This is a genomic window from Gardnerella sp. Marseille-Q9185, from assembly GCF_046508745.1.
GTDB classification, from domain to species: domain Bacteria; phylum Actinomycetota; class Actinomycetes; order Actinomycetales; family Bifidobacteriaceae; genus Bifidobacterium; species Bifidobacterium greenwoodii.
In genome coordinates, this window is sequence record NZ_JBKFWK010000001.1 from 237,694 (window position 1) to 258,219 (window position 20,526).

At 44.1% G+C, this 20,526-nt stretch carries 15 protein-coding genes, 1 tRNA gene and 1 pseudogene; 4 read left to right on the forward strand and 13 right to left on the reverse strand.

All coding sequences use genetic code 11. From position 1 onward, the window contains the following. Positions 1–222: 222 nt before the first annotated feature. Complete coding sequence (rpsT, locus tag ACLD5M_RS00945; protein ID WP_004127335.1) at positions 223–483, forward strand: 30S ribosomal protein S20; 261 nt, start codon at positions 223–225, stop codon at positions 481–483. Between the two features lie 134 nt (positions 484–617). Here rpsT and ACLD5M_RS00950 read toward each other — a convergent pair whose 3' ends face one another. The 3 genes from ACLD5M_RS00950 to ACLD5M_RS00960 all read right to left on the reverse strand — a co-directional run bounded on the left by ACLD5M_RS00950 (position 618) and on the right by ACLD5M_RS00960 (position 3,608). Next, positions 618–1,337, reverse strand: coding sequence for a trimeric intracellular cation channel family protein (locus ACLD5M_RS00950; RefSeq protein WP_116794070.1), 720 nt, complete (start codon positions 1,335–1,337; stop codon positions 618–620). 199 nt (positions 1,338–1,536) lie between these two features. Beyond that, positions 1,537–2,706 (reverse strand): branched-chain amino acid aminotransferase, encoded by a 1,170-nt coding sequence (locus ACLD5M_RS00955; protein ID WP_004137340.1) that lies wholly within the window; start codon positions 2,704–2,706, stop codon positions 1,537–1,539. A 281-nt stretch (positions 2,707–2,987) separates the two neighbouring features. Next, positions 2,988–3,608, reverse strand: coding sequence for a 50S ribosomal protein L25/general stress protein Ctc (locus ACLD5M_RS00960; RefSeq protein WP_410314363.1), 621 nt, complete (start codon positions 3,606–3,608; stop codon positions 2,988–2,990). A 328-nt stretch (positions 3,609–3,936) separates the two neighbouring features. Between ACLD5M_RS00960 and ACLD5M_RS00965 the strand changes: the two genes are divergently transcribed. Both ACLD5M_RS00965 and ACLD5M_RS00970 read left to right on the forward strand, forming a co-directional pair. Beyond that, positions 3,937–5,988, forward strand: coding sequence for an AMP-dependent synthetase/ligase (locus tag ACLD5M_RS00965; protein WP_410314364.1), 2,052 nt, complete (start codon positions 3,937–3,939; stop codon positions 5,986–5,988). Positions 5,989–6,271: 283 nt separating this feature from the next. Continuing rightward, positions 6,272–10,270 (forward strand): hypothetical protein, encoded by a 3,999-nt coding sequence (locus ACLD5M_RS00970; RefSeq protein WP_410314365.1) that lies wholly within the window; start codon positions 6,272–6,274, stop codon positions 10,268–10,270. A gap of 149 nt (positions 10,271–10,419) precedes the next feature. On the opposite strand, the gene era is transcribed toward ACLD5M_RS00970, so the two are convergent. The 4 genes from era to ACLD5M_RS00990 form a co-directional block, all read right to left on the reverse strand. Then, positions 10,420–11,499 (reverse strand): GTPase Era, encoded by a 1,080-nt coding sequence (gene era / locus ACLD5M_RS00975; protein WP_410314366.1) that lies wholly within the window; start codon positions 11,497–11,499, stop codon positions 10,420–10,422. A 40-nt stretch (positions 11,500–11,539) separates the two neighbouring features. Beyond that, on the reverse strand, positions 11,540–13,099 hold the full coding sequence (locus tag ACLD5M_RS00980; protein ID WP_410314367.1) for a hemolysin family protein: 1,560 nt from the start codon (positions 13,097–13,099) through the stop codon (positions 11,540–11,542). A gap of 77 nt (positions 13,100–13,176) precedes the next feature. Next, positions 13,177–13,731, reverse strand: coding sequence for an rRNA maturation RNase YbeY (ybeY, locus tag ACLD5M_RS00985; RefSeq protein WP_004135153.1), 555 nt, complete (start codon positions 13,729–13,731; stop codon positions 13,177–13,179). A 135-nt stretch (positions 13,732–13,866) separates the two neighbouring features. Then, the gene (locus ACLD5M_RS00990) at positions 13,867–14,244 is read right to left on the reverse strand and encodes a histidine triad nucleotide-binding protein (protein WP_410314368.1); all 378 of its coding nucleotides are present in this window, start codon (positions 14,242–14,244) and stop codon (positions 13,867–13,869) included. A gap of 158 nt (positions 14,245–14,402) precedes the next feature. On the opposite strand from ACLD5M_RS00990, the gene ACLD5M_RS00995 reads away from it, so the two are divergent. Further along, positions 14,403–15,200, forward strand: a complete 798-nt coding sequence (locus tag ACLD5M_RS00995) for a 16S rRNA (uracil(1498)-N(3))-methyltransferase (protein WP_410314369.1) — start codon at positions 14,403–14,405, stop codon at positions 15,198–15,200. A gap of 341 nt (positions 15,201–15,541) precedes the next feature. Here the strand turns inward: ACLD5M_RS00995 and ACLD5M_RS01000 are convergent, their stop codons facing one another. The 6 genes and pseudogenes from ACLD5M_RS01000 to ACLD5M_RS01025 form a co-directional block, all read right to left on the reverse strand. Beyond that, on the reverse strand, positions 15,542–16,585 hold the full coding sequence (locus ACLD5M_RS01000; RefSeq protein WP_410314370.1) for a succinate dehydrogenase/fumarate reductase iron-sulfur subunit: 1,044 nt from the start codon (positions 16,583–16,585) through the stop codon (positions 15,542–15,544). 73 nt (positions 16,586–16,658) lie between these two features. Further along, positions 16,659–17,465, reverse strand: coding sequence for a TIGR00730 family Rossman fold protein (locus tag ACLD5M_RS01005; protein ID WP_410314371.1), 807 nt, complete (start codon positions 17,463–17,465; stop codon positions 16,659–16,661). A gap of 86 nt (positions 17,466–17,551) precedes the next feature. Then, positions 17,552–18,790 (reverse strand): annotated as a pseudogene (locus tag ACLD5M_RS01010) (Na+/H+ antiporter NhaA); the annotation flags it as partial. Between the two features lie 132 nt (positions 18,791–18,922). Further along, a tRNA-Arg gene (locus ACLD5M_RS01015) sits at positions 18,923–18,996 on the reverse strand. Positions 18,997–19,116: 120 nt separating this feature from the next. Then, positions 19,117–19,791 (reverse strand): ATP-dependent Clp protease proteolytic subunit, encoded by a 675-nt coding sequence (locus tag ACLD5M_RS01020; RefSeq protein ID WP_004135168.1) that lies wholly within the window; start codon positions 19,789–19,791, stop codon positions 19,117–19,119. Positions 19,792–19,794: 3 nt separating this feature from the next. Then, a complete protein-coding gene (locus ACLD5M_RS01025) occupies positions 19,795–20,406 on the reverse strand; it encodes an ATP-dependent Clp protease proteolytic subunit (protein WP_119521228.1) in 612 nt (203 codons plus the stop codon). Between the last annotated feature and the right edge of the window lie 120 nt (positions 20,407–20,526).

The window sequence follows — 20,526 nt, forward strand, 5'->3', positions numbered from 1 at the left end:
TAAATACGCGGATAGTATTAAATTGCGCAAGCTACGCAAGTAATTAATCTTACCAACTCTACTACCCTAGTCTAGTAAAACAAACGCCGAAAAATTACGCGGCAAATGTGGTCAAATACAGCCGAAACGACAACAAACGCCAGCTACAGTAAAGTTATCCAATAATCATGATATGCTTACGCTTTGTATGTCCTTATATAGCAAACGTCGTTTGGAGTAACAGTGGCAAACATTAAGTCGCAGAAGAAGCGCGTGCTCACCAACGAGAAAGCACACAAGCGTAACGTAGCAGTAAAGTCTGCTTTGAAGACCGCTATTCGTGCAACTCGTGAAGCCATCACCGCTGGTGATAAGGCTGCAGCACAGGCCGCTTTCGCAGTAGCCGCTCAGAAGCTTGACAAGGCTGCAGGCCGTGGTGTGATTCACAAGAATCAGGCTGCAAACCGCAAGTCCGGTCTTGCTGTAGCGATTAACGCTCTGTGAAGTTTGTGCAGGTAACTGCATAACACAGCATGTAAGGAAAATCCCCAGTACCAATAGGCGCTGGGGATTATTTTTATACGCGACTAAAACTCATTTAGATTATTTGCGCTTAAGATATTTAAGACTATCTAAAACTATCTGCGCTTGCGATTGTTTAAGTTTAAGCGGCGAATGCGCGGACGTCGCACTTTAATCGGCTCAGTGCGATTCATTGCTCCGAATAAAGTCAAGTCAAATTTTACAGATAGCAAACGCATTGCAACTACCAGCGCAACAATAAGCACATCCAAAATAATCTCAACAGTTACGCCAAATAAACCAGCGTGTTTTGCTTTAAATACAAAAACCGTAAGAACGCAACCAGCTGCAGCCGGAACAGCATACCAATGTTTATCTCGCACAATAACTGGAACCTGATTCAAAATCATGTCGCGAATAAGACCGCCTCCCAAAGCGGTCGCCATTCCTAAAAATACTGAAGTCGTGCCAGACATGTGAAAATCTAAGCCTTTTGCAGTTCCGTTTACAGCAAATAATCCCAATGCGAGCGCGTCAATCGTAAGCATAAACCAACGCCACTTATCAATCTCCGGATGCGCGATTGCAACAATTATGCCGGAAAGTAGGCCAGCAATCACAAAACCATGATCCGCAATCCCAACAGGCGGTAGCGCTCCAAGTAAAACATCGCGCACAATTCCGCCGCCCAACGCAGTAATCCAAGAAGTGGTAATAATGGCAAAAACATCGTACTTTTTACGAATAGCCCACAGTCCGCCAACCATTCCGCAGCATCCCACAGCAACATATTCAACAATTAGAAAGAAGATGTTATCCCCTAATGCGCCTTCCACAGAATATCCCTTCAAAAAATAATTATTACGATTACGCAAAACAGATTGCGAAAAACAGATTACGCAAATAAGTGACGCGCCGTACCTTATATGAATCTACATACATAGAGCACGACGCGCCACACGCAATTATTTATATTAAATTATTTGCAACTTGCGTAAGCGTTTGCAAACTATTTATTAGCTTATTATTAGCTAATTAGTCGCAAACTTTCCACATCCAGTTGTGCTTGTCTTCAACATCGCCAAGCTGAATGCCAAGTAACTCGTCGCGCAAAGCCTGAGTCAACTCACCAACGCCACCGTCAGAAACCTTAAGATCGAAGTCGTCTGACTTAAAGCGACCAATTGGCGTGATGATTGCAGCAGTACCGCAAGCAAAGACTTCAGTTACCTCGCCAGAACGAATGTCGTCAAGCAAGCCTTGAAGCGGAATCATAGTTTCAACAACATCATGGCCAGCCTCTTTAGCAAGCTGAATCAAAGAACGACGCGTAACGCCTGGAAGAATGCTGCCAGTAAGAGATGGTGTTTCCAAATGACCGTCCTTGTGGAGCGCAAACATGTTCATGCCGCCAAGCTCTTCCAAATAAGTCTTAGTTGCAGCATCCACGAAGCAAACCTGCTCGCAACCATGCTCAATACCCTTGTATTCACCAAGCAAGGAAGCAGCGTAATTTCCGCCGCACTTAGCAAAACCGGTACCACCAGGACCAGTGCGGAACCACTGGTCTTCAACCCAAATGCTAACAGGCTTCAAACCACCCTTGAAGTATGGGCCGGATGGAGAAGCAATAACGCAATATTCAACCTCGTGAGCTTCACGCACACCAAGGAATGGCTCGGAAGCAAACATGAATGGACGCATGTAAAGCGTATACTCGCGGCGGCTTGGAACCCACTGCTTATCTCGCTTTACCAAAGCTGCAACAGAACCAATAAAGTCGTCAATAGAAAGATCTGGCAAATACAAACGCTTAGCAGAATTCTGGAAGCGAGCAGCGTTAATATCTGGACGGAACAGCCAAATTGAACCGTCGGCACGCTTGTACGCCTTCAAACCTTCGAAGCATTCCTGAGCGTAATGCAAAACGGATGCGCCTGGATCCATTTTCAATGGTCCGTAAGGCTCAACGCGACGATCCGACCAGCCTTCGCCTTTAGTCCAAGACATGTGAACCATATTGTCGGAGAAAATCTGACCGAAAGCAGGCTTATCAATAAGTTCGTTGCGCTTTGCGTCCGAAACAGGATTATCGTTAGGCAGAACTTCAAAGTTGCCAGCTAATTTGTTCAACAGAGCAGGATTGCTATGATCATCGGATTCATAGGCGTCCGAAAACTCTGGAGCGATTTCTAAATCAGCCATTATGTCTCTTTTCTATCTGTAATATTTTTTATTGCCTTTTAACGCAATTAACGTATAGGATAATACGATTCTTGCGTTTAGCAAAACTTACACGCCAAAATATTTTAAGAAATATTTCAAAAAATATGGTTGAAAGTAAAAATTATTTAGCAAATTTATTGATTTTATACAAAAAGCCGCATAAGTCAGTTCTTATGCGGCTTAAAATTTTAAACTATTTATAAGTTATAAGTTAATTCGTAATTAAATACGATAGCTTACTTTATAGCTTACTTTATAACTTACTTTTCTTCTGCAGCAGGAGCAGCAGCTGGAGCGGCGGCAGCATCTGCAGCAGGAGCAGCAGCTTCGGCTGGAGCAGCATCTTCAGGAACGGTGACGCTAACAACAGACTCTTCGCCATCCATGTCGAGCACAACGCCCTTAGGAAGCTTAACGTCCTTAGCAAACACCTTGGTGCCGTCGGTCAAGCCGTCAACGTTAACAACAACACGCTCTGGCAAGTTGGCAACGTCTGCGCGAACCTTGAGCTCCTGAACGTCAACGAATGCAACAGCAGCACCCTTTGGAGTACCTTCAACGAAGACTGGAACTTCAACGTCAATCTTTTCGCCAGCCTTAACCTCGTAGAAGTCAATGTGCTCAACAATGCGCTTAACAGGATTGCGCTGAACATCCTTAACAACTGCAATACGAGATTCCTTGCCAAACTTAATAGTGAACAAAGCATTTGCGTGACGCAAAGCCAAAGTGGTCTCACGCATTGGAAGAGTGACGTGCACTGGATCAGCACCGCCAGCGTAAAGGCTTGCTGGAATCAAATTTGCAACACGCAAGCGGCGAGCAACGCCCTTGCCAAACTCGTTGCGAACTTCGCCTTCAAGAGTAATCTTTGTAGCCATATCGGTCTCCTTATGGTCTGGATAGTTTTGTTTGTTAATCCAGCTTCAGGCGCACCGACGCGCCGAAAACCATAAGTGGCTATCAGCCCAGTCGATAACGGAACTTTGCCAACAATCAGTCAGCATATTCCCTCGCCAAAGCAACTTTTCTAGTGTAACCACAGAGCAAGACTAATTTTAAATCTCAATTATTTAATAAATAAAATAAAATAATATGCAAACACTTACACAACTTGAGCACACAAACGATTATTATAGATAACAGCACTAAGCGCACTTTGAAACTATGCGCTTTTAAGAGCCGCTAAGGCATGATTAAGGAGCAGATGTGTCCGTCTTTAATGCACTCCAACAGCAAGCGTTTAATCTTGCACGTAAAGCATTGCGTATTGGCAGCAATTTCGCACACCCAGTCAGCGACGATCGCGCAGGCGAACCAGGCTACCAGAATGAAGAACAAGAATCTTCTACAAATACTCTACTTTCGCAAAATAAACGTCTTCCACGCGTAGAAGAGTGGGGCGCAGGAATGCCAACAACCACGTTTATTGACCCAGAAACAGGTTTGCTTACCACAAAAACGGAAAGCGCCGCACCACTGGAAGAAGGTACAAGCATTTACGACTTGTATGCAGACCGTGCTGCACGCATGGGAGACGACCCGCTTTACACTTACAAAGAAAACGATACGTGGGTTACTAAAACCGCAAATCAGTTCCTTAAAGAAGTTAGGGATGCCGCAAAAGGCTTAATTCACTATGGCTTGCACAAGGGAGATGCTGTTGCTCTTATGTGCAAAACGTCGTACGAGTGGGATGTTACAGATGCTGCTGTTATGGCTTGCGGCGGCGTGCTCGCCACTATTTACGACACGGATTCTGAAGAGCAGATTCGCAACATTGTTAATAATTCCGACTCGCGTTTTCTTATTGTTGGAACTACAGAAATGCGAGATAAGGCAGACGGCGCTATTGAAGAATGCCCAAGCTTGGAACGTATTATTTGCTTAGAAACCGGCGGGTTGGAAGAGCTTAAGGCTTTTGGCTCTACAGTTAGCGACGAAGAATTGGAAGAGCGCATTGATTCCGTAAAGAAAACAGACTTGTGCTCAATTGTTTACACTTCCGGCTCCACAGCAGCGCCTAAAGGCGTTGAAATGACACACGAGCACTACTGCACAACCGCACTAAACCTGCCAATCTACCTGCCAGATTTGTTAAGCGAAAAAGACGGTTCTGTGCTTCTGTTCCTTCCGCAAGCACACTCTTTTGCGCGCGCAATCAACTACATTGTTGTGGCAAGTACATTGCGAATTTACATTGCTCAAGGAATTTCTACTTTAATTTCTGATTTGCAGGTTGCAAAACCTACGGTTATGATTGTTGTTCCTCGAGTTCTTGAAAAAGTGTATAACGCGGCTTCACAGAAGGCCGGTCACGGCGCTAAAGGCTTGGCTTTCCAGGGTGCTGTTGTGACAGCTCAGCAGTATATGAAGGAAGTTCAAGAGTTTGGTGACGCTAAAGCGCTTACCAAAGCTCGCCGCACTGCTTACGATCCACTTGTTTACCGACCACTTCGCCAGGCTCTTGGCGGACGCGCGCACTGGATTGTTGCCGGCGGCGCTCCACTAGACCCTGAGCTGCTTTCCTTCTTCCGAGGCGCAGGAGTTCCAGTGTACGAAGGCTACGGTCTTACTGAAACCACTGCCCCATGCGCGTTTACACCAATCGGAGTTCCTTTCCGTGAAGGCTCTGTTGGAATTGCATTCCCAGCCTTTACTTTGCGAATTGCAGAAGATGGCGAAGTGCAAATTAAGGGCACATGCGTGTTCCATAAGTACCATAAGAACGACGAAGCAACTGAAACTTCGTTCACCAAAGACGGCTGGTATGCAACAGGCGATTTGGGAAGAATTGACGACGAAGGCATGCTTTATATTACCGGCCGCAAAAAGGATTTGATTATTACAGCCGGCGGTAAAAACGTTGCACCTGGACCTATTGAAGAGATGATTAAGAGATGCGAGATTGTGTCTCAAGCATTAGTACTTGGAGATAAGCGTCCATTTATTTCCGCACTTGTTACTTTAGACGAGGAGATTTTGCGCAACTGGCTTAAGCTTAAGGGATTAGACGAAACCATGAGCATGAGCGAAGCCGCAAATAATGCTGTTGTGCGCGCCGAAGTACAGAAGTTTGTTGACAGTGCTAACGAGGGCGTGTCTCGCGCAGAATCCGTGCGAAAATTCATTATTTTGCCGGAAGAATTTACGCAAGAAAATGGCTTAATGACAGCATCTATGAAGATTATTCGCCCGCGTGTTATTAAGCATTACGCAACGCTGCTTAATACGCAGATGTACACTTCGCGAAAGAAGTAAGCGTAAGCTTTCGCAAGAAGCAGACGTTTGCAAGTTTTATATATGGATTCGCGTATGTTTAGTGCGACTTGCGCGAATCCATAAATTTTTCTTAATAATCTATGGGTATTTGATAAAATTACCGTGAAAAAACTTGATACCCCCCCCCGTTGGAGAATAAAATATTTTCTTAGCACAAGTTAAAAGAAAAGCTACATTCACAGCGATGCTGCTTTTCGAAAAAGCTTGGCAAGAGATATGAAAATCTTCTGATTTCCATTAACAATTAAGAGGAGAGGTTAATATGAACGCCAAACTCGCAGTAGCAATCTCATTAGGCGCAAGTTCCCTTGCATTATTCGGCATGGCAAATGTGGCCAATGCTGCAACAGTAACAACTACCGACACTGGCGCAAACCCGCCTGTTGTTAAGCCAAGCAATGAGAATCCGGTAGAAAAAGCTAAAGGCGAAGCTCAGAAAGCTGTAGACGACGCTACTGAGCAGAAAAACAAACTTGATGAGGAAGTCAATAAGGCTGAAAATGAAGCTAATGATTCTAATGCAGAAGCCATTAATGCTAATAAGGAAGTAACTGAAGCTCAGACTAAATTAGACGACAAGAAAAAAGAAGCTAAAACAGCTGAAGAAGAAAAAGGTAAAGCTGATAAGGAATTAGATAAAAAGAAGACTGCGGCAGAAAACGCTGACAAAGAGGTTAAAGATACGCAAGCTGCGTTTGATAAAGAAACAGAAAATCAGAAAGCTGCTGAAAATAAGCTGAAAGCAACTCAAGAAGAAAAAGGCAAAGCTGAAGGCGAGCTTAATACTGAAAAAGAAGCCGTTAAAGCTAAAGAAACAGAACATGCTCAAGCTGGAGAAAAAGTAAAAACTGAAAAAGGCAAGCTAGATACCGCCAAAGGCGATCTTGAAAAAGCTAAGCAAAATAAAGAGCAAGCTCAGGGAGTAGCAGATAGGCTTTCTAGCGAGGCTGATCAAAAAGAAGGAAAACAAAAAGAAGCAGAGCAAAAAGTAGAAGAAAATAAAAAACAGCAGGAAAATATTCAAAAACAAATAGATAATCTGAACGATGCTGGTTCCGGAACAACAAGTGCCGATGTAAAAGAGCTAGAAAAGAAAGCAAATGAAGCTAAGCAGGCTTATGAGGAAGCAAATAATACAGCAACTCAAAAAGCTCAGGAAGCTAAAAAAGCTCATGATGATATCGACACTAAATCAGGATTGTTAACAACCGCAGAGCAGGCGCTAGAGAATAAGAATTCTGACTATTATGCAAAACATTATAAAGTTATAGCTGAAGCTGAAAGAACTGCTGAAGGAAAAGCACAAGCTTATGGTGCAGAAGATACGAACGCTCCTAAGGATGACATTCCTGTGGAGCAGAAGTCTGATTTCTACAAGTTCTTGCAGTATGTAATTGATACTGAAAGCAAGAAAGCAGACAAGAACACTGATCTTATTGCGGATGCCAAGCGCGCCCAGAAAGTTCTTAAGGGCGAAAATTATGAAGTTCCAAAAAAGGTAATTAGTCGCACAGAGAATGCCGATGGTGGATATTCGGAAGAAATTGTTCCTGCCTACACCGCTTATGCACCAACATGGTATAACGACTTGGTAAAACCTGGTTTGGGCCGCGTTGGTAGCGCTGACTCTTTGGAAAACATGAAGCAGGCAGCAACCTACTATGCAGCTCTTGACGATTATCGTAAAGCAGACGTTCCTGGCATGAAAACCGTTAAGGTGCGTCTAACATTTATTGCAGAAAGCATTGTACATTCGTTCTATTCTGCAGCAATTATTGGTCATGCTGCATGCCACGATACTATGGGATCTAAAACTCCAGACGAGTTGAAGACTCATGCATATAATACTAATGTTGCAGAAAATGTTGCTTGGGATGCAGATTATAATAATTATGATTCTAATAGGCCAAAACAGGATCTTAAACAATGCAACACAGCTTCTGGCCATCTTTCATGCAGTTACATCAGCAAAGATAACAATCCAGAAAAGCACAATGCTGTTGACGCATGGTATGGCTTGGAGAAGCAAATCTACGACAAAGCGCTTAAAGATAAAAAGTGGAATAATCACGAGTTTACTGAAGATGGCTTGAATGCACTCAAAGATCATCGCACAGATTTTGGAGCATATCTAGGTAAAAATACTGATCTAGCTCTATTTAAGGATGATCCGAACGGAGAAACGAAGAATCTGTTTAAGAATGTGGTTGGCCACTACACTAACTTCTCCGCAGACAATAAATTTGCTTCTGGATTTGCTAAAGCAGATAATTCTCATACAGAAACGTTAGGTTACGAAGATATTGCAGTATGGCACGGAGGAAATGAAGAAAGCTCAATTAGCATAAATGATTATCAAAAATTGCTAAATGAGTATGCGGAAAAAGTCAATCCATCTAATGCAGCATTAGAACCAGAAAATGCAGAGGTTTTGAAGAAGCTGAACGCTGATGCAAACTCGGCTAATATGGCTGTATTCAATGCTAAGTATGATGCTTTGAGCGCAAAGCATAACATGTCTACTGATGAACGCACTGCTGTTGAGGCTTTGGAAAAGAATATTGCAGAAGCATCAAATAACTTCAATAAAGCTATTAAGGATTCTGCTGCAGCGAATGAAGCTTCATCCAAGGCGAAGGAAAATGCTAGTAAGCTAAAGAGCACTTGGGATACTGATAACGCGGCATATGAAGCCGCTAAGCAGAAGGCTGAGAATGATGCACAGTTAGGCAAAGAAGCACGCCAGCAACAGATTAATCAGCTTACAACCGAGCTTAACGGCTTGATAGCAAAAGCAGTGACTTTGAAGTCAGAAGCTGAAACTGCAAAGCAGACTGCTAAAGCAGCTCGAACTGCTGCCAAGGCACAGCAAGAAAAAGTTGACAGCGAATTTACCAAGGCTGTTAACGAAGCTCAAGTAAGGTTTGATACAGCAACTCAGTCTGTTAAAGAAGCCAATGCAAACAAAGCTAAGGTTGCTCAAGAGCTTAAAGCGGCTAACGAGAAGGTAACTAATCTGAATAAGACGATTCAGACTCTTGAAGCGCAGATTGCAGCTGAGAATCAGAAAGTTACTGAAGCTAATGGCAAAGTTCAAGCTGCTCAGATCGCTCTTGATGGTGCTAAAGATACTCAGAACACAGTAACAGCACAGCTTAAAGCATTGAAAACAAAAGCTAAAAAGGCTGCTGAAAAAGTTGATGAAGAAAAGGCTGCGGTTAAGACTGCAACCGATGCTGTTGTTGAGAAGATTAAGCTTGCTCAAGCTGCTGTAACAAACGCTCAAGATAAGGTTAAGCATGCTCAAGAAGTTGTTGAAGCTGCTAAAACCAAGATTGAAACTATACAGAAGAATCTTAAGACTGCGGAAGAAAAGTTTAAGGCGGTTGTTACTGACCCAACAACTCAGCAATCCTTCATGCAGTCAACATTCTTGGCAGCTTATCCAGAGTTTAACACCTTCATAGAAACTCTGACAGGAAAAGTTAGTACGCTGCAAGATACTGCTAACAAGCTTACCGAGTCTGCAAAAACACTCACAACACAGCTGAAAGATGTTGCACCAAATTCTGTTGTTACACCACCAGCTCCTGCTCCAGAGCCACCAGTACCACCTGCACCAAAGCCACCGGTTGTTGTGCCAAGTCATGATGGAGAAAGCGGTCACGGCAATACTGGTAATACTGGCAACACTGGCAACACTGGCAACACTGAAAACGGTGGTAACACTGGAAACAGTAATGTTCCGTTCATTCCACAAACACCACATGTTAGTGTTCCTGCCGTTAATGTTGAACAACAATCTAACGAGTTTGCTTCAACTACCGCAGAAAATCACGCTACAAAGGCTGTTTCTAAGAGTGAAGCTGGAAAGTCTACTAAGGAAGAACGTGCGAACGCAAAGAACACGAAGCACGCTAACCACACTGCTTCTGCAAATGCGGCAGCAACTTCTAACTCTGGCGTAGCACAAAGCAAGAACGCTAAAGATTCTAAGAATGCTGAATCGAAGGAATCTGCAAAGGAAGACTCCGCAAAGCAAGAAACTCAGGATTCTAATAGCAATAGCAGTGATCAAAACAGCACGCCAAACAGCACTCCAAGCAACGAGTCTAAGAATGCTCAAGCAAACGGCAATGCTGCAAAGGCACAAAACAGCTCCAACAACACGCTTACAATTGGCGCGGTTGTGGCAGTTGTGATTGCTGGAATTGTTGCAATCGGCGGAGGTGTGACTTTCGCACGTCACCGTCGCATGTAGTTGAAACTAAATAAAACAAAAACCGCAGTCGAAATTATATCGGCTGCGGTTTTTTATAAGTGCTGTACTGAACAAGCTAATTAAAACACACCAAGCAAATGCGCTAAGAAAAACGCGCGCGTCAAAACGCACTAATCAAAATCTGCTTGCTAGAACCCCAAACGCTCAAGCTTTTTAGGGTCGCTCTGCCATCCTTTTGCAACTTTTACATGCAATTCAAGTACTGCTTTAGTGCCAGTAATGCGATTTACCGCAGTGCGCAAACGCTTCTTTACGCGAACTAAATGTTCCGCACGATGCCCAATAATAATCGGCTTTTGCGAATCTCGCTCAACATAAACAGACACAAGCACATGCGCTTTGTTGTCTTCGTATTGAGTATCCTCGCCACCGCCCGGATACACAATATCGTCAACTACAACAGCTAAAGAATGAGGCAACTCGTCGTCCAATTCTTCCAAAAACGCTCCGCGGATAAGCTCCGAAATCATGCTTTCTGGGCTTTCCTCGCTAAGCTGATCCGCCGGATACATTTGCGGACCTTCCGGCAAGTTTTGAATCAAAACATTCTTAACTTCGTCAACATTGTCGCGTTCCAACGCACTAACCGGCACAATATCCGTAAAATCAGCAAACTGCTGTATTTGAAGCAAATGCTCAACTAATTCACTGCGGCTAAGCGTATCGATTTTCGTAACAATACCAATAAGCGGAACCTTCCAAGTCCAGTTGCCTTGCTCATCTTTTTTAGCAAAATCGGAGCGAAGACGGCTTAGTATTCGCCTATCTCCAGGTCCTATCTCCTGGTCTGCTGGAAGCAAGAATGCAATCGCGTCAACGTCTGAAAGCGACTCGTCAACAATATCGTTCAAACGCTGGCCAAGAAGCGTACGCGGACGGTGAATGCCTGGAGTATCAACCAAAACCATTTGCGCATTATCAGTAGTCACAATGCCGCGGATTGCCTTACGAGTAGTTTCCGGTCGAGATGACGCAATAGCAATTTGCGTACCAATAAGGGCGTTCATAAGCGTAGATTTGCCAACGTTCGGCCTGCCAACTACAGCTACGAAACCGGAACGGTAACCGTGAAAATCAGGAGTCGTAATCGTTGCGTGAGTTGAAGCGTCTAGATTTGCAAACATCTCGTCGTCGAAGTCATCAGTGTCGTCGAAATCATCGGTATCGTCGAAGTCATCAGTATTGTCAAAGTTGTTAATATTATTCACGTTATTCTTACCATCCAGTTCTTTATTTCAGCATATTCGTTTACTTCAGTAAATTTGTTTTCTTCATATTACTTGCTTGCTTAAGCGCGTTAGTTTGCTTACTTTCCAGCGTTTGTGTGGAAATTTTTTCCGAAAGTTTTTCCGAAATCTTTTCAGATATTTTTTCCGAAAGTTTTACCGCGCTGCTATTTTCAGACTGCTCGTCTTTAGGCTCTTCTAAGCCCTTAACATCGCGCTCAACCAAAATAGTTGAGACTTTCTTTCGTCTACCAGCAGAATCCACAGCAGTTAATTTTAAGCCTCTTGTAACCGCACTAGATCCCACAATCGGCACGTTGCCAAGCAGCTTTGTAAGCAAACCAAACACAGTGTCCACATCATCTTCGTCAATATGAACTTCAAAAATATCCTCCAAATCCGCAATCGGCGTTCTAGCAGGCATCTTCCACACGCCATCGCTTACTTCTTCCGGATCCGCATGCTGCGTGCGATCATGCTCATCTTCCAGCTCGCCCACAATCTGCTCAATAGCATCCTCAATAGTAACCAAGCCTGCAATACCGCCATATTCGTCAACCACTACAGCAACATGTTGACGGATTCGCTGCATCTCGTGGAATAAATCGTCAACCGGCTTGGACTCCGGCACAAGCATAGGGTCTCGGCTAATAGTGTCAACAGCTCTAGAAGAAGCTGCAGGATTAAACACGGTAGCTCTTACTGCATCCTTCAAATAAGCAACGCCAACTAAATCGTCAACCGAATCTCCAATAACAGGAACTCTAGAAAATCCGGATCTTGAGCATAATTTCAGGAAATTTTCCAGCGTTTCGTCGCTTTTTACGCAAATCATATCGGTTCGAGGAACCATGATTTCGCGAGTCAAAGTGTCTGAAAGCGTAAGCACATTGCGCATCATTTCCGAAACTTCAGGGTCAAAATCATTCGCTTCAACAAGGCGATCAATACTCGCCTTCGCTTGATCCAGCTGAATATCTTCCAAAGCCTCATCGTCTGAAAGATCAACATTCTTTTTTCTAGAAGTTACGTCCACATCGCTAGCAATATGCACCAGAGGATTAATCGCCATAGCAATAGAAACAATGCGAGAAAGTCTCATCAACTTTGCCACAGGCTGAGCAGCTCCCACAGAACGCGGGCGAACAAGCATAGAAATAACAGCAACAATCACCGAAACCACAACGCCAACAACCAAAGTAAGCCACATTGGAGCGCCGAAAAACGCCGAAACCGCAGCAATAATAACGCCGTCAAACACATTGCACAGAACGCGCACAAAAGCGCATGCGCTAGAAGTTGCATAACGGTCTGAAATAAGCTTTTTTACACGATGAATTCTTGCGATTCTACGCATACGCACTATTGCGCTTGTGTCATCATCGTGAGTTTGCGCTTCAATCATAAGATTGTTTAAGCTCGCTCGCGTAACTCTAGGCACTGCCCCTTCTGCAGCTGCCATTGCAAGAGACAGCCACACAAGAAGAATTGCAAGCAAAAGCAAAACGGCTAATCCTAGCCACACGTGCAACGGAAGTTCCGGTAACGATATATTTGTAAAAAATTCTTTAATATCTTCCATAATTATGCTCTTACATCTTACAACTGCTTGTTTGTGCTTGTTTGCGGTAGTTTGTGCTTACTTCTGCTTATTTATGCTTACTTGCTTTTGTTATTTTTGCTGCCTTTTGAATCATGCTCAGCATCGTAACGTTCAAGCTCGTTCACAGCTCCTTCCGGAAGAGTCGCGTCATACAATTCCCCAGAACGTGCAGCGAAGAAAGTAAGCAAAAGCTGACGCTGCAAACCAAACATTTGCTTTTCTTCTTCCGGATTTGTGTGATCGTAACCAAGCAAATGCAGTATGCCATGAATGGTTAAAAGCATCATCTCTTCCATTGTGCTATGCCCCGCTGCGAGCGCCTGCTGCTGAGCCACCCAAGGGCAAATCACCAAGTCTCCAAGCATGCCCTCGGAAACTTTTTCATCGCTTCCAGGAGTAAGCTCGTCCATTGGAAAACTCATAACATCTGTTGGACCTTCAAGGTTCATCCAGCGCTCGTGAAGGCAGGCAATTGGCTCAGGATCAACGAAAGTAATTGATAAATCTGACTGCGTGCTGACTTTCATCTGCTGCAACACCCACATGCCAAGATCGGAGAAGATTTTAGCGTCGATTCGCCACACGGTTTCGTTCATGACTTCAATGCTCATGATTATTTGTTATTCCTCTCGAAGTTTATTTTTCAAGTGTTGCTAGTTTAGATTTTGCACGAGCGTGCAATTTTGTAGAAGCAAGCTACTTTGTAAAAGCACGCGACTTTATAAGATTGCGCTATTTTGTAAGCTTTACAAGCTGCCTTCCACAAGCTTTTCGCCAGTAAGAACATGTGCATGAACATGGAATACTGTTTGACCAGCTGCAAGACCAGTGTTAAAAACAAGCCTGTAGTCTCCATTAAACGCGTCGTTAGCAATATTTTGCGCAACACCAGCAATATGAGCTAAAGTTTCAGGAGCTTTACTAGCAAGCTCAGCAACATTCTTATAGTGATTGCGCGGCACAATCAGCACATGCACTTTTGCCTGCGGATTAATATCCTCAAAAGCGACTACCGAATCATCTTCATAAACGCGCGTGCTTGGAATTTCGCCTGCAATAATCTTGCAAAAAATGCAGTCTGGATCAGTATGGCTCGCAGCACCGTTCATAGTTGCATCGCTCATGGTTTCTCCCCTATTTTTTATTACGAAATAAAATTCATGCCAAAAGCCAAAAGCAATCGGCATACCACATACTATTTTACACAAACTTGCGCATTTTATTTATAGTTTGATTTACTGTTTTTGAAGTTTGTCTTGCTCCTCACGTTAGGCTTTAGATTATGACTGACGCTTTATTTTTGCTAGATACTGACCACGATAATGCTCCTGTGCTTGCAGATGGGATTGAGGAAGGATGGACTCTTACGCTTCCTTCCAGCGTAAAACGCCACGCAATATCCGCTATGCGCTTGTTAGAGGGTGACTCTTTGCAACTTTCTGATGGCAAAGGTTTGCGAATTCACGCAACTGTTACGGATGCGGAAAATGGTTTAGTTCGCGTCGATGCGTTCACTCGAGAAGCGCGTTGCACTACGCGTCTTGCGCTTGTGCAGGCTTTAGCAAAAACCGGCCACGATGAGCAAGCAATCGATATGGCTACGCAAATTGGCGTAGATGAAGTGATTCCTTGGTGCGCTGACCGCTCAATCGCAAAGTGGAAGCCTGGTCGCACGGATAAGCGTTGGAATCAGGTGTTGCAGGCTGCTACAGAGCAGTCTCGAAGAGCTTTTATGCCGGAGCTTCAAGAATGCGTGTCCAGTAAGCAGATTGTTGCAATATGTAGGCGTGCGTGCGTTTACGGAAACCTAGTAGTGGTATTGCATCAGGATGCAACCGACTGCTGGAGTCAAATCGAGCAAGCTGTAAACACTCTTACTGAGCGCTGCCTGGATGATGGCAAGGAGCGCACTGCTTACGTGCTTGTTGGTCCAGAAGGCGGAATTAGTGACGACGAGGTTTCGATGTTTGTTGACGCTGGTGCTAAAAGCTGCGTTTTGGGCAGCAATATTCTTCGCGCATCCACTGCAGGACCTGTGGCACTTTCGCTTCTTTCGCGCGCTTTAGGCCGCTACGAATAGCCCAAATTATTACATCTTAATTTGCACCCACCCGCAGCTTAATTTTTCGACTTTAGTTGCACTTAGTAAACCACGCACTTTACGTAACAAACTTAACGAGTCTATGAGTTTTGTGTTGCGGTTTAGTGTGTTGAGAGGCTGGAAAAATTGTGTTCAGCAATAAAAGAGGACTGAGGAAGCAACATTCCTAAAAATAGGCGAACACATCAAACTCTTTTCACAGTCAGAGCGACGAAGGACGGGACTTGCGCAAACACAAATTTTCTAGCCTCGTCAAAACCAAAGAACAAAATCAGTTACAAAACTCATAGACGATACTAAAGAATATCGAAAAGAAAAAACTACAAGTTTTTGCGCTCGTTCACGAGTGCGGTAAGCTGCCAAATCTCTTCGCCAACGTCGATTCCGCGCGGACACTGCCTTGAGCACGCTCTAACCGACTGGCACGCACTAATTCCATCACTGCCATCAATCAAATCTAGCCGACGCTCTGTTGCATTGTCCCTAGAATCGTAAATAAAACGAGCCGCGTTAATCAAAGCAGCAGGCCCAATAAAAGCCTCTCCGCCGGCGTAAATTGGGCATATTCCTTCGCACGCACCGCACATAATGCAGTTACTTAAAAGCTCAAATTTTTGTAGCTCTTCAGGATGCTGCAAAAACTCAATAAGCTTAAGTTTCCCTTCGGCATTTCTCACAGAAACGTCTGATGCTTGTAAGTAAGGCTCTAAACGTTTTATCTGCGAAATCATAGGCGAAAGGTCACAAATAAGATCGCGTTGAACTGCAAATCCTGCTAACGGCGCAAGCTCAATAATACCGAAACTTCCATTTTTTTGAGCTGCAGTCTCTTTAGATTCTTGCAGTAGAATCGGCGATTTTACTGAACTTTCGCCGCTACTTGCAGCTCCGGTTTTTCTAAATCCGCGCGATTGCACGTTATTATTTGCTTCGGGCCGCGCGTTCGCGCCTATTGTTGCGCCGCAAAGTAGAGTTGGCATGCCGTTTACGTTTACAGCATCCGACCCGCAAACTCCATGGCCACAAGAGTAGCGAAAAGCCAAAGTCGGGTCGATTGTGCGCTTAATAGTTAACAGACAGTCAAGAATAGTATCCGTTGAACGAACGCGCAAAACGTAATCTTGAACCCAATGCTTGCCTTGAATTCGTTTTATTGTTGTTGATAAAGATTCATCAGCATTATCATTTTCTGCAGAATCTACTTTTGCAAAAGGATTGCTACGCTTTTTTCGAGCAAATGGACTTTCGTGACGTTTTCGCACGAGTTTCGGAGCATCTTGCGAATTTTGCGTTTCTTCGCACGGCACAAAACGGGATATACGCAAGGTAACAAGCGCAGTGTTATCACCAAGCTCATTACTCATTGCAACCTCCAGTACGTACTGTTCTAGTTTGCCACAATACTTGCACAGAATTGGAAGCAGTTTAGTAATGTATTTACTTAGATGATCCAGACGCAATGCGCACGGCTTCTAGCGGATCGTCCGTAACAGCAAACAAATGCGGGTCAAGAGACGAAATTAATCCACGAGAAGTAACAGTTGACTGCAGCCAGTTAATCAAGCCCTTCCAATACTCAGTTCCAAACAGCACAACCGGCACGCGCGCAACCTTATGCGTTTGCACAAGAGTTAGAGCTTCAAACATTTCATCCATTGTGCCAAATCCGCCAGGACACACAATAATTCCGGAAGAATACTTCATAAACATTGTTTTTCTAACGAAGAAGTATCTAAACTGCATTCCGAGATTAATCCACTTATTCAAACCCTGCTCGTGCGGAAGCTCAATACCCAAACCAACCGAAGTGCCACCAGCTTCTGCAGCACCGCGATTCGCAGCCTCCATAATGCCAGGGCCGCCGCCTGTAATAACAGCAAAACCGCGTTTTACAAGCTCCTTGCCCATAGTTAGCGCGGCCACATATTCCGGCTCGCCCTCTTTTATACGCGCAGAGCCAAAAACGCTAACAGCAGGCCCTAATCCGGCAAGAGCGTCAAAACCGTCAACAAATTCGGCCTGAATTCGAAGCGCGCGCCAAGGGTCTGCACTTCGCCAATCCCACTTGTTATCTCGGTCTGCGCCAACGCCTGCTGCAATCTGTTGAGTTCTATCTTTGCGAAGAAGCGTTTCGGTTGTGCTTTCTTTAGGAATCATAGATCCGCGCATAAGCACAGAACCGCGATGATACGTATTAGACCAAGGTGGAACTTCTGAAGAATAATCTTCCTGACTATTATTCATAACTACTCCCAAAAATAATCCTAAAAAATAATCACAAAAGCTAATACAAAAGTTAATACTAAAAGTTAATCTTCAATATCGTCCAATTCTTCTTCCATATGCTTTGATTGCATAGAAAGCAAGAATCCCGAAACACCAGCCGCAACAATAGAAGCAACAAGAACACCAAAACGTGCCTCTGCAGACAAATCTGCGTCCGAATATGCAAGAGAAGCAATAAGTAGCGAGACTGTGAAACCAATACCGCACGCACAAGCAGTCGGAAGCAAATCAACTACACGCAAAGAATCCGGAACTTTTAAGCCAAGTAAGTGCTTTGAAAGCCAAGCAGTTACCATAATTCCCAAAGGTTTTCCAACAACCAGAGCAATAGTAATAGCAATAAGAATTGGAGATAAGAACAGCTCCCAAGTTAGCGTTTCAAAATGCACGCCGGTTGCAAAAAGCGCAAAAATAGGTAACGCTACTAAAGCAGATACAGGCTGAATTTTTTCGCGATAACGCTCAGCTCGCAAAGTTTTTTCTCCGTGAACTAGATGCGCAGGAGTGAGCAATCCTACCATTACGCCAGCTAAAGTTGGGTGCACTCCAGCTTCATACATCATTACCCATGCCACAATACCAACTAGCGCTACAAGAGGCCACGGAACATGTTTAAGACGCACTAAAGTGGTCCAAATAAGACCACACACAACAACGCCAACAAACCAGTACCACGCGTTTAGTGAAGAGAAGAACACTGCAATAAGCGCAATTCCGAGCAAATCGTCAACAGTTGCGAGAGTCATCAAAAACGCGCGCAAAGCATGAGGCAAAGTTTTAGCAAATAAAGCTAATACTGCAAGCGAAAAAGCAATATCAGTTGCAGTTGGAATCGCCCAACCAGCACGAACCATGTCTAACGAAGGTAAAGCGCCGGATGTAAGACGCATAATCTCCTGACCTGCGTGAAGCTCCGAAAATACGGTTACTGTTGCCACAAAAAGCAAAGGCGGAGCAACCATGCCACCAACTGCGCAAATCATTGGCATTGCGGCAGCACGAGGATCAGAAAGAGAACCAGCAATAAGCTCGTGCTTTAAATCTAAGCCAACAGAAAGGAAGAAAATAGTAAGCACGCCGTCTTGAACCCAATGGCTAATAGACATGTGAATATTAGTAAACGGAATACCAATATGAGTATGCGAAACAGCTTCAAATACTGGCGCGGTTAAAGGAATGTTTGCAAGCAATAAGCCAGTAAGAGCAAAACCAAGCATAATTAAGCCAGAAATTCGCTCATTATTTGCTATATTGCGTACTATTATCCAGCTGCGTCGTATCATGTTGTAAATATTTCCTCCCAAAGTTATGCAAAACACATTAATTTTGCAGCACTTTTTAGTATAGCGGAAAGGGATAAACCAAGTAGCTGAGATAAAAAAAAAACGCGAGGCAAATGCTTCGCGTTTTGTTTGTGCGCCAGACAGGATTCGAACCTGCAACCTTCTGATCCGTAGTCAGATGCTCTAATCCGTTGGGCTACTGGCGCATGTTTTCCGTCCACGAGAACAACTCTCTCGTTTTCGGCAACTTGACTAATATACAACCATCACCAACAAAACACAAACCCCGGCGTGTCGACCGGGGTTTGCTTATCTTCTACAAAAAACTACTCGCGATGCTCAAGCACTTTATCTACAAGACCGTAAGATTTAGCTTCTGGAGCAGTTAAGATTGTATCCACCTCAATATCTTTGCGAATACGCTCAACATCTTGACCGGTATGCTTAGCAAGAGTATTTTCTAACCATTCTCGCAATCGAAGCATTTCCTTAGCCTGAATCTCAATTTCAGTAGCCTTACCAAAATCTTGACCCATTGCAGGCTGATGAATAAGCACGCGCGCATTCGGCAAAATCATGCGCTTGCCATGAGCTCCAGCAGCAAGCAAAATTGCAGCAGCAGATGCAGCCTGACCCAAGCATACGGTTTGAACATCAGGGCCAATATACTGCATTGTGTCGTAAATAGCAGTCATTGCAGTCATAGAGCCGCCAGGAGAATTGATATACATCATAATGTCGCGTTCGCTATTCATGCTTTCCAACACCAAAAGCTGAGCCATAATATCGTCAGCAGAAGTGTCGTCAACCTGAACGCCCATAAAAATAATGCGATCTTCAAAAAGCTTCGTGTACGGATCATGCGTTTTTAAGCCGTACGGGGTTTGCTCACCAAACTGTGGCAAAACGTAGCGGTTAGTAATTCGCTGTGCTGAAGAAACGCCGCCAAAACCAGCCAAACGCTCAGCACGCGCAACAAACTTTGCTTCTTCACTTGCCATAAATTACTCCTCACCTCGCATTGAAGCAGGAGTTGTTACGATTTTATCTACAAAACCATACTCCAACGCCTGTTTAGCAGTGAACCAGTGATCATATTCGTTGTCTCGGTAGATTTCTTCTACGGTATGACCAGTCTGCTTAGCTGTTAATTCAGAAAGTGTTTTCTTCATATCCATAATCAGCTCAGCATTAATACGCACATCCGTAGCAGTACCACCAACGCCGCCAGAAGGCTGATGCATAAGCACGCGCGCATGAGACGTAATATAACGCTTACCAGGAGTTCCAGAACTAAGCAAGAACTGACCCATTGAAGCTGCCATGCCGACTGCAATAGTTGCAACATCTGGTTCGATTAGCTGCATAGTGTCGTAAATTGCCATACCCGCAGTAATAGAACCACCAGGCGAATTAATATACAACCAAATATCCTTCTTAGGATCTTGCGCCGCAAGCATCAGCATCTGAGCGCAGATAATATTAGCATTCTCGTCTTTTACTTCAGATCCCAACCAAATAATGCGATCTTTTAGCAACCGATTAAAAATAGAATCGGTTTGCGAAGACGCTTCCGCCTGTTCCATAACAGGAGAAGCTGTAAAAAGCTCAGTCACCTTATCTCCTTACCATAAACTTAAGTATTCCTAGATTATCGTGTGCGCGTGACCGTATAGAAAACATAGTATGCAGCGAATCAGCGAAATATTCTAGACTGAATTTTTACGAATCAATTC